We start from the raw sequence: 8,845 nt of genomic DNA on the forward strand, positions 1-8,845 counted from the left end.
TCACGGGCGCGGTGATCGTCACCACGCCGCAGGACATCGCCCTGCTGGACGCGCGCAAGGGCATCAAGATGTTCGAGAAGGTGGGCGTGCCCATCCTGGGCATCGTGGAGAACATGGCCGTGCACGTGTGCGAGAAGTGCGGTCACGTGGAGCACATCTTCGGTGCCGACGGCGGCAAGCACATGGCCGCCGAGTACGGCATGGACTACCTGGGCGCGCTGCCGCTGAACATGAGCATCCGCGTGCAGGCCGACGGCGGCCGGCCCACCGTGGTGGCCGACCCCGAGGGCGAGATCGCCGGCCTGTACAAGTCGGTGGCGCGCCAGGTGGCGATCAAGATCGCCGCCAAAGCCAAGGACTTCTCGTCCAAGTTCCCCAGCATCAAGATCTCCAGCGACACCTGAGCAGGGTCGTCATGTGCCCTACCGCCGACGCGGTATGGCACCCGGGCGCGGCTTGGGCTTTCATCGCGGTTTCACCCAAGAGACCGCGCATGAAGACACCCACCCACCGCATCCAGCGCATGTCGCGCCACGACCTCGGCCTGGCCCTGCACTGGGCCGCGCGCGAGGGCTGGAACCCCGGCCTGCACGACACCGAGATGTTCCACGCCATCGACCCGCGCGGCCACTTCATGGCCTGGGTGGGCGAACGGCCGGTGGCCAGCATCAGCGCCCTGCGCTACGGCGTGGGCTACGGCTTCATTGGTCTGTACATCGTGGAGCCGGCGTCCCGCGGCCAGGGGCTGGGCCTGGCGGTGTGGCACGCGGCGCTGGAACACCTGAAGGGCTGCGTGGTGGCCCTCGATGGCGTGGTCGAGCAGCAGCACAACTACATGCGCAGCGGCTTCGACCTGGCCTGGCGCAACCGGCGCTACAGCGGGCACGGCCTGGGACCGCGCCCGGCGCACCCGGCCATCGTGCGCCTGGCGGGCCTGCCGTTCGACGATTTGGCCGCCTACGACCTGGCCTTCCACCCCGAGCCGCGCCCGGCCTTCCTGCAGACCTGGATCCGCCAGCGCCGGGGCACGGCCCTGGGCTGGCTGCAGGACGGGCGGCTGCGCGGCTATGGCGTGCGCCGCGCCTGCGTGCAGGGCCACAAGATCGGCCCGTTGTGCGCCGATTCACCGGCCATCGCCGAGGGCCTGTTGCGGGCCCTGTGCGCGGGCGTGGCGTCGCAGGAGGCTGTGCACCTCGATGTGCCGGAGCCCAACCGCGAGGCCGTGGTGCTGATGGAGCGCCACGGCTTCGTCGCGGGCTTCCCCACGGCGCGCATGGTCAGGGGCCCAGCGCCGGCCATCGATCTGGCGCGGCAGTACGCCTTGACGGCGCTGGAGATCGGCTGAGCGCCAGGGCCACCGGCGTGCCGGCTCAGACCGCCGCGGGTGCGGACCCCTGCAGGACCTCGATGTTGGCCAGCGCATCGCGCAACGCGGGACCGGGAGACACGTGGTCGGCCGGGGCGACTGTGTTCAGCCGGAGGCTGCCGCTTTGCGTGTGCACGCTGACCCACTCGCCGAACTTACCTTGGGAGTTGTAGGCCGCGGAGTCTTGAACGGTGAATACGCTCTTGTCCTTGTTGAAGCTGGCGCTGACGGTGCTTCCATCGTTCAGCTTCACGGTCCTGTAGGGTTCACCGGTTTTGACCATATCCGCGCTGAGTTGCGCCAGGGCTTGTTTGACCTCGGCTTCCTTGCGCGACAGAGCGCTGTCCAGGGGCTCCATGGGGAACGTCTTGGACCCCAAAATCTGTTGCTCAAACCAGCCCAAGCCAGTGGCAGGCGTGTTGTCGGCCGGCCCCTGAGTGGCGGGTTCCGGGGTGACGGGCGCTGGGGCGGCGGGCCCAGGGACGTTCAGTGCGGCGGCGTAGTCTTGGATCAGCACCTGCAGATGCGCCTGGTATTGCTCGTTTCCGGCCAGGGGCTGGTCGCTTGTCACGGCTTGGATGACGCCCTGCTGGGCCGTGGCCACGGCGACTTTGGTGGATGCAGTGGGCTTGAAGAAGTGGCTGAAGAATCTCTGAGCCGACTTCTTGGCACTCCAGCGCTGGGCCTTGGGCGGGGGTGTCGTGGTGGCTGGTGCGCCGGCGGTGGGGCCCGTGAACTTGGCGAGCGAGGCCGCTGACGGCGCGCGTTTCTTCTTGAACGGGTTGGGTACGTGAAACGAGAGGATCTTGGGCATGGTCGAGCTTCGGCTGTGCGCCGACCCTGCACAACAGGGCCGGCGCGGTTTTGGACGCTCAATCAGTAACGCCGCCCCGCCCGAGGCTCCGGGCCAGATGGCCGAGGCCATCCGCGGAAGCGCTCAGCCCGCCGCCTTCTCGCGCTCGCGCAGCCTGAAGCGCTGGATCTTGCCGGTGGCGGTCTTGGGCAGTTCGTCGAGGAACTCGATGAAGCGCGGGTACTTGTAGGGCGCCAGGCGCTCCTTCACGAAGGCCTGCAGCTCGGCCGCGCTGGCCTGCTGGCCGGGCTTGAGCACCACGTAGGCCTTGGTCTTGGTCAGGCCGTCGCTGTCTTCCTTGCCGATGACGGCGGCCTCCAGCACGGCGGGGTGCTGCACCAGCGTGGCCTCCACCTCGAAGGGGCTGACGTAGATGCCGCTCACCTTGAGCATGTCGTCGTTGCGGCCGGCGTAGGTGTAGGTGCCGTTGGGGTTGCGCAGGTACTTGTCGCCGCTCTTGGTCCAGGCGCCCTGGAAGGTGTCGCGGCTCTTGGCGCGGTTGTTCCAGTACATCAGCGCGGCGCTGGGGCCCTTGATGTAGAGGTCGCCGATCTCGGAGGAGCCGTCGGCGTTGTCGGCCACGGGGCGGCCGTCCTCGCCGCGCAGTTCCACCTCGTAGCCCGGCACGGGACGGCCGGTGGTGCCGTAGTGCACCTCGCCCGGCACGTTGGACAGGAAGATGTGCAGCATCTCGGTGGAGCCGATGCCGTCGATGATTTCGACGCCAAAGTGGCGCGTCCAGCGCTCGCCGATGTCCTGCGGCAGCGCCTCGCCGGCCGATGAGCACAGGCGCAGCGCCACGGCGCTTTTCGCCGGCAGGTCGGGGCTGGCGAGCATGCCGCCATAGCCCGTGGGGGCGCCGCAGAAGATGGTGGGCCTGTGTTCCGTCATGCGCTTGAAGCAGGCCTGCGGCGTGGGCCGCTCGGCCATCAGCACCACGGTGGCGCCCACGCTGAGCGGAAAACTCAGCGCATTGCCCAGGCCGTAGGCGAAGAAGAGTTTCGCGGCGGAGAAGACCACGTCGTCCTCGCGCATCTTCAGCACGCCCTTGCCGTAGAGCTCGGCCGTCCAGTACAGGTTGCCCTGGGTGTGCACCGTGCCTTTGGGCGCGCCGGTGGAGCCGCTGGAGTAGAGCCAGAACGCGGGCTCCTCGGCGTGCGTGTCGGTGGGCTCGGCGGGCGCGGCGGCCTGGAGCAGGGCGTCGAAGGCGTGGGCGCCCGGGGGAAGGTTCTGGCCGCGCGAGACCATCAGGTGTTTCACGCCGTGCGTGCCCAGGGCCATGGCCTCCTGCACGGTGGGCAGCAGCGCGCCGCTGACGATGGCCGCCTGCGCGCGGCTGTCGCCCAGCATGTAGGCGATGTCCTTGGCCGGCAGCAGGGTGTTCACCGCCACCGGCACCACGCCAGCGTACAGCGCGCCCAGGAAGGCCACGACCCAGTCGCTGCTGTCCTGCGCCAGCAGCAGCATGCGCTCCTCGCGGCGCAGGCCCAGGGCCCGCAGCGCGCCCGCGCAGCGGCGCACGGCGTCGGCGAGCTGGCCGTAGCTGAGCGTGCCTTGGTCGTCGATGAGCGCGGTCTTGGCCGCGCGCGCGGCATTGAGGTCGAGCAGGTGGCGGGCGAAGTTGAAGCGCACCGGTGGCGCGGCCACGGTGTCATGACTCATGGCGGTCTCCTTGATGACATAGCTGCATGGGCCCGCCGCGCCGTCCCGTGACACCGCGGAACCGGCTTTGCCGGGCCGCAGGTGTTGCCCCCTTGAGGGGGTCGCGCGCAGCGCGGCGGGGGTGGTTCATAACGCCAAGGGCGTGGCGCTCGCGGCCAGCGCGTCCAGCGCGGCCGTGCTGGCCTGTACCGCGCTGCGGCGGTGGTAGAAGCCCAGGGCGCGCAGGCCGCCGAGCTCTTCGCCGCCGCCCGCGCGGCCGGGGCCGCCGTGCAGGGAATGCGGCATCACGTTGCCATGGCCGGTGTGCAGGCTGGCCACGTCGGGCGAGATGGCGTGCACGCGGCCGTGGCTGTCGGCCAGCTCCAGCGCGGCGCGCGCCACGAAGGCGGGGTCGGCGCTGTAGACCGAGGCCACGAGCGAGCCCTGGCCGCGGCGGATGAGTTCGAAGGCCTGGGCCTCGCCGTCGTAAGGCATGAGCGTGGACACGGGGCCGAAGACCTCCACGTCGTGCAGCACGCGGGCCTTCACCGGGTCGCTGGTGCCCAGCAGCACGGGCATGGCGCAGGCGGCCACGGCGGGGTCGGCGTCCACCAGGGCCTGGGCGCGGCCGTCGTACAGCGGCGTGGCCTCGGCGAGCAGCTGGGCCAGGCCTTCCTGCACGCCATCGAACTGCGCGCGGCTCACCAGCGCGCCCATGCGCACGGCCTCGTTGCGCGGGTTGCCCACGCTGACCTTGGCCAGCTTGGCGCCGATCGCCTGCGCGGCGGCGTCGTAGAGCGCGCGCGGCACGAAGGCGCGGCGGATGGCCGTGCACTTCTGGCCGCTCTTGACGGTCATCTCGCGCACCACCTCGTTCACGAACAGGGTGAAGGCCTCGCTGTCGGCGCTGGCGTTCGGGTCGAGCAGGGCGCTGTTGAGGCTGTCGGCCTCGATGTTGCAGCGCACCGAGCGCTCGGCGATGGCCGCATGGCCGCGGATCTGCGCGGCCGTGCCCGCCGAGCCGGTGAAGGACAGCACGTCGAAGGGCTGCAGCGCGTCCAGCAGGCCGGCCGAGGCGCCGCAGATCACCGACAGGGCGCCCGCGGGCAGCACGCCGGCCTCCACCACGTCCTGCACCATGCGCTGCGTCAGCCAGGCGGTGGGCGTGCCGGGCTTGACCACCACGGGCACGCCGCTCAGCAGGGCGGGGGCGGCCTTCTCCCACAGGCCCCAGCTCGGGAAGTTGAAGGCGTTGATGAACAGCGCCAGACCGCGCGTGGGCGTGAGGACGTGCTGGCTCTGGAAGGCCGGGTCCTTGCCGAGGCGGATGCGCTCGCCGTCGAGCAGGGCGCGCGCGTCGCCGAGTTTTTCGCCCCACTTGGCGTACTGGCCGATGGTGAAGATGCCGCCGTCGATGTCCACGGCCGAGTCGCGCGTGACGGTGCCGGAGTTGGCGGTGGCGATGGCGTAGTAGTCGTCGCGCTTGGCCTGCAGCACCTGGCCGATGGCGCCGAGCAGGCCGGCGCGCTCGCGGTAGCTGAGCGCGCGCAGCGCGGCGCCGCCCTGTTCGCGCGCGAAGGCGAAGGCGCTGGCCAGGTCCAGGCCTTCGCGGCTCACGCGCACGAGTTCGGTGCCCAGCACCGGATCGAACAGGGGGGTTCCCGGGCCTTGGCCCAGGTGGGCTTTACCGGCAACGATGTTGGGCAGCAGGGGGGTGGTGGTCATGGTGGGCTCCATCAAACCGGGGGCTGGTTCACACCGGGGGCTGGTGTCGAAACCGGTGACGCGATAAAGTGCACTATGTTGCGTGCGGCGAAATGTGCATTAAAGTGCATGTTTTGCTATTTGGCAAGCCCGCAAACCCTAAGCCCGACAAACCATGCCCCCCATGGACGCCGAAGCCAGTGCCGCCGCCTCCAGCCCCGCCGCCGAGGACGAAGGCCGACACCCCTTCCTCGTGGCGCTCGGCGAGCGCGTGCGCACGCTGCGCTCGCGCCGTGGGATGACGCGCAAGGCCGTGGCGCTGGCGGCCGACGTGTCCGAGCGCCACCTGGCCAATCTCGAGTACGGCACCGGCAACGCCTCCATCCTGGTGCTGCTGCAGGTGGCGGAGGCGCTGCACTGCCCCCTGGCCGAGCTGATCGGCGACGTGAGCACCAGCTCGCCCGAGTGGCTGCTGATCCGCGAGATGCTGGCGGGCCGATCCGAGACCGACCTGCGCCGCGTGCGCGTGGCCATCGGCGGCGCGCTGGGCCAGTCGCAGACGGAGAGCGACAGCACCCGGCACACGCGCATCGCGCTCATCGGCCTGCGCGGCGCCGGCAAGTCCACGCTGGGCCAGCGCCTGGCGGATGAACTCGGCTATGCCTTCATCGAGCTGAGCCGCGAGATCGAGAAGTTCGCCGGCTGCAGCATCGACGAGATCCACGCGCTCTACGGCACGCCAGCCTACCGGCGCTACGAGCGCCGCGCGCTGGAGGAGGCGATCCAGATCTACCCCGAGGTGGTGATCGCCACGCCCGGCGGCCTGGTCTCGGACGCGGCCAACTTCAACGTCTTGCTGGCCCACTGCACCACGGTGTGGCTGCAGGCGGACCCGGCCGACCACATGGGCCGGGTGGCGGCCCAGGGCGATCTGCGGCCCATGGCCGCCAGCCGCGAGGCCATGGAAGACCTCAAGCGCATCCTCGCGGGCCGCTCGGCCTTCTATTCCAAGGCCGATCTGCACTTCAACACCAGCGCCTACGCGGGCGTGGACGAGGCCTACGCCGCCCTGCGGGAGCGGGTGCAGGCCCTGATCGCCGCCCCCGGCGGCTGAGCGACCCGGCCGACCAACGGCCGGAACATGCATAAAAATGCATTGACTGCACTTTGACGCATGCACTATTATTCCGGTCATGCCGGTGACACCTGCCATGGTCCGCCGGCCAAGCCCCACCCTCCCGAGGAGACCGCCATGAGCCACCCCGCCCCCGTCGACTACCGCACCGAACCCAGCCAGTACCGCCACTGGAAGCTGTCGGTGGACGGTGCCACCGCCACGCTGGCCGTCGACATCAACGAAGACGCCGGCATCCGCCCCGGCTACAAGCTCAAGCTCAACAGCTACGACCTGGGCGTGGACGTGGAGCTGCACGACGCCGTCAACCGCATCCGCTTCGAGCACCCGCAGGTGCGCACCGTGGTGGTGACCAGCGGCAAGGACCGCGTGTTCTGCTCGGGCGCCAACATCTTCATGCTGGGCCTGTCCAGCCACGCCTGGAAGGTGAACTTCTGCAAGTTCACCAATGAAACGCGCAACGGCCTGGAAGACTCCTCCAAGAACAGCGGCCTGAAGTTCATCGCCGCGGTGAACGGCGCCTGCGCCGGCGGCGGCTACGAGCTGGCCCTGGCCTGCGACGAAATCGTGCTGGTGGACGACCGCAGCAGCGCCGTGAGCCTGCCCGAGGTGCCGCTGTTGGGCGTGCTGCCTGGCACCGGTGGCCTCACCCGCGTGACCGACAAGCGCCACGTGCGCCACGACCTGGCCGACATCTTTTGCACCACCAGCGAAGGCGTGCGCGGCCAGAAGGCCGTGGACTGGCGCCTGGTGGACTCCATCGCCAAGCCGCAGCAGTTCGCCGCCCACGTCGCCGCACGCGCCGAGGCCCTGGCCGCGCAGAGCGACCGCCCGGCCGATGCCAAAGGCGTGGCCCTGCCGCGCATCCAGCGCACCGACAGCGCCGACGGCATCGCCTATCAATACGTCAACGTCGCCATCGACCGCGCCAAGCGCACCGCCACGCTGACCGTGAAGGCGCCCGGCAGCGCCCAGCCCACCGACATCGCCGGCATCGAGGCCGCGGGCGCCTCGTGGTGGCCGCTGCAGATGGGCCGCGAACTCGACGACGCCATCCTCAACCTGCGCACCAACGAGCTCGACATCGGCACCTGGCTGATCAAGACCGAAGGCGACGCCGCCGCCGTGCTGGCCAGCGACGCCACCCTGCTCAAGCACCAGAACCACTGGTTCGTGCGCGAAACCATCGGCCTGCTGCGCCGCACCTTCGCCCGCCTGGACGTGTCCTCGCGCAGCCTGTTCGCGCTGGTCGAGCAGGGCTCGTGCTTCGCCGGCTCGCTGGCCGAACTGGCCTTCTGCGCCGACCGCACCTACATGCTGGCGCTGCCCGACGACGAGGCGAATGCGCCCAAGATCACGCTGGGCGAGTTCAATCTGGGCCTGCTGCCCATGGTGAACGGCCAGTCGCGCCTGCAGCGCCGCTTCTATGAAGAAACGCCCGCCATGGAGGCCGTGCGCGGCGCCGTGGGCCAGGCGCTGGACGCCGACGCCGCGGTCAAACTGGGCCTGGTCACCGCCGCGCCCGACGACATCGACTGGGCCGACGAGGTGCGCATCGCCATCGAAGAGCGCGCCGCCATGTCGCCCGACGCGCTGACCGGCCTGGAAGCCAACCTGCGCTTCGCCCAGAAAGAGAACATGCTCACCCGCATCTTCGGGCGCCTGTCCGCCTGGCAGAACTGGATCTTCATCCGCCCCAACGCCGTCGGCGACAAGGGCGCGCTCAAGGTCTATGGCAAGGGCGACAAAGCCCTGTTCGATTTCAACCGCGTCTGACCCACCCACCGAACCCGAGGAAGAACGACATGTCCACGATCAACTACAGCGAGAAGATCCCGAACAACGTCAACCTGTCCGAAGACCGCACGCTGCAACGCGCGCTGGAAGGCTGGCAGCCCAACTTCATCAACTGGTGGGACGACGTCGGCCCCGAGGGCTCGACCAACCACGAGGTCTACCTGCGCACGGCGGTCAGCGTGGACCCGCAGGGCTGGGCCCAGTTCGGCCACGTGAAGATGCGCGACTACCGCTGGGGCATCTTCCTGAACCCCGGCGACGCCGAGCGCAAGATCCACTTCGGGGACCACAAGGGCGAGGCCGCCTGGAACGACGTGCCCGGCGAGCACCGCGCCAACCTGCGCCGCAT

General features: G+C 69.9%; 7 protein-coding genes and 1 pseudogene. 5 read left to right on the top strand and 3 right to left on the bottom strand.

Annotation, left to right across the window (positions count from 1 at the left end; all coding sequences use genetic code 11):
* The coding region (locus tag BGO22_RS15010; protein ID WP_286851520.1) for a P-loop NTPase at window positions 1–404 on the top strand (404 nt) is incomplete at its 5' end.
* A gap of 89 nt (window positions 405–493) precedes the next feature.
* Window positions 494–1,345 (top strand): GNAT family N-acetyltransferase, encoded by an 852-nt coding sequence (locus BGO22_RS15015; protein ID WP_070397276.1) that lies wholly within the window; start codon window positions 494–496, stop codon window positions 1,343–1,345.
* 25 nt (window positions 1,346–1,370) lie between these two features.
* On the opposite strand, the gene BGO22_RS15020 is transcribed toward BGO22_RS15015, so the two are convergent.
* The 3 genes from BGO22_RS15020 to BGO22_RS15030 all read right to left on the bottom strand — a co-directional run bounded on the left by BGO22_RS15020 (window position 1,371) and on the right by BGO22_RS15030 (window position 5,585).
* Entirely contained in the window at window positions 1,371–2,180 is an 810-nt protein-coding gene (locus tag BGO22_RS15020) for a hypothetical protein (RefSeq protein WP_070397277.1), read from the bottom strand.
* Between the two features lie 123 nt (window positions 2,181–2,303).
* Window positions 2,304–3,881: a benzoate-CoA ligase family protein gene (locus BGO22_RS15025; protein WP_070397278.1), complete on the bottom strand. Its 1,578-nt coding sequence runs from the start codon at window positions 3,879–3,881 to the stop codon at window positions 2,304–2,306.
* A 126-nt stretch (window positions 3,882–4,007) separates the two neighbouring features.
* Window positions 4,008–5,585, bottom strand: coding sequence for a 3,4-dehydroadipyl-CoA semialdehyde dehydrogenase (locus BGO22_RS15030; RefSeq protein ID WP_070397279.1), 1,578 nt, complete (start codon window positions 5,583–5,585; stop codon window positions 4,008–4,010).
* A 163-nt stretch (window positions 5,586–5,748) separates the two neighbouring features.
* Here BGO22_RS15030 and BGO22_RS15035 point away from each other — a divergent pair, with 163 nt between their 5' ends.
* The 3 genes and pseudogenes from BGO22_RS15035 to BGO22_RS15045 form a co-directional block, all read left to right on the top strand.
* A complete protein-coding gene (locus BGO22_RS15035; protein WP_070397280.1) occupies window positions 5,749–6,678 on the top strand; it encodes a helix-turn-helix transcriptional regulator in 930 nt (309 codons plus the stop codon).
* A 138-nt stretch (window positions 6,679–6,816) separates the two neighbouring features.
* Window positions 6,817–8,475: a 2,3-epoxybenzoyl-CoA dihydrolase gene (boxC, locus tag BGO22_RS15040; RefSeq protein WP_070397281.1), complete on the top strand. Its 1,659-nt coding sequence runs from the start codon at window positions 6,817–6,819 to the stop codon at window positions 8,473–8,475.
* A 29-nt stretch (window positions 8,476–8,504) separates the two neighbouring features.
* Window positions 8,505–8,845 (top strand): annotated as a pseudogene (locus BGO22_RS15045) (benzoyl-CoA 2,3-epoxidase subunit BoxB); the annotation flags it as partial.

The organism is Hydrogenophaga sp. 70-12 (assembly GCF_001897365.1).
GTDB lineage: Bacteria > Pseudomonadota > Gammaproteobacteria > Burkholderiales > Burkholderiaceae_C > Hydrogenophaga > Hydrogenophaga borbori.

Bases quoted from the DNA above. Each gene is read 5' to 3' on its own strand.
- BGO22_RS15035 (WP_070397280.1), top strand. From the start codon at position 5,749: ATGGACGCCGAAGCCAGTGCCGCCGCCTCCAGCCCCGCCGCCGAGGAC.
- BGO22_RS15025 (WP_070397278.1), bottom strand. From the start codon at position 3,881: ATGAGTCATGACACCGTGGCCGCGCCACCGGTGCGCTTCAACTTCGCC.
- BGO22_RS15030 (WP_070397279.1), bottom strand. From the start codon at position 5,585: ATGACCACCACCCCCCTGCTGCCCAACATCGTTGCCGGTAAAGCCCAC.
- BGO22_RS15015 (WP_070397276.1), top strand. From the start codon at position 494: ATGAAGACACCCACCCACCGCATCCAGCGCATGTCGCGCCACGACCTC.
- boxC (WP_070397281.1), top strand. From the start codon at position 6,817: ATGAGCCACCCCGCCCCCGTCGACTACCGCACCGAACCCAGCCAGTAC.
- BGO22_RS15020 (WP_070397277.1), bottom strand. From the start codon at position 2,180: ATGCCCAAGATCCTCTCGTTTCACGTACCCAACCCGTTCAAGAAGAAA.